1 protein-coding gene is annotated in these 561 nt (G+C 36.7%); it reads right to left on the bottom strand.

The features are described 5' to 3' along the window. On the bottom strand, positions 1-472 hold a 472-nt coding region (locus IDG60_RS00645), incomplete at its 3' end, for a solute carrier family 23 protein (protein WP_274611426.1). Between the last annotated feature and the right edge of the window lie 89 nt (positions 473-561).

Genomic DNA, 561 nt, shown 5'->3' with positions numbered 1-561 from the left:
TTTCATACATTGCCATATTGACTGCAGTAGGCGCTAAGCTTAAACCAATTACCATGATGACTGGTCCAACAACAACTGGTGGTAATAATTTCATTAACCATGCTGTCCCACTTAATTTGATTAGAATTCCGATGATGACGTACATAACACCACTCATGAATAATGCTACAAGCATGTCTCCTAAGCTATGCGTACTTAATCCCGTGATAATTGGTGTGATAAATGCAAAGCTAGATCCCAAGTATGCTGGTATTTGCGCCTTCGTTATTAAGATATAAAGTAATGTACCGATTCCCGAAGCTAGTAACGCTGCGGATATTGGTAGTCCTGTTAAGAATGGTACTAGTACTGTTGCGCCAAACATCGCAAATAAATGTTGTAAGCTTAAAAATGCCCATTGCGCTGGTTGTGGTTTTTCATTTACATCTAGTACTGGTTTTACTGTTCGTTCAAACATTTCATCATTTTGCATAATATTCATTTCCTCCGATAATAAAAAAATCTCTTTACATCAGTATATGTAAAGAGACAAAAAGTGTGACAAGTTGCTACAAGTCATTT

This window comes from Staphylococcus sp. EG-SA-2 (genome assembly GCF_017152085.1).
This window is presented reverse-complemented; position numbering and strand designations above follow the sequence as displayed.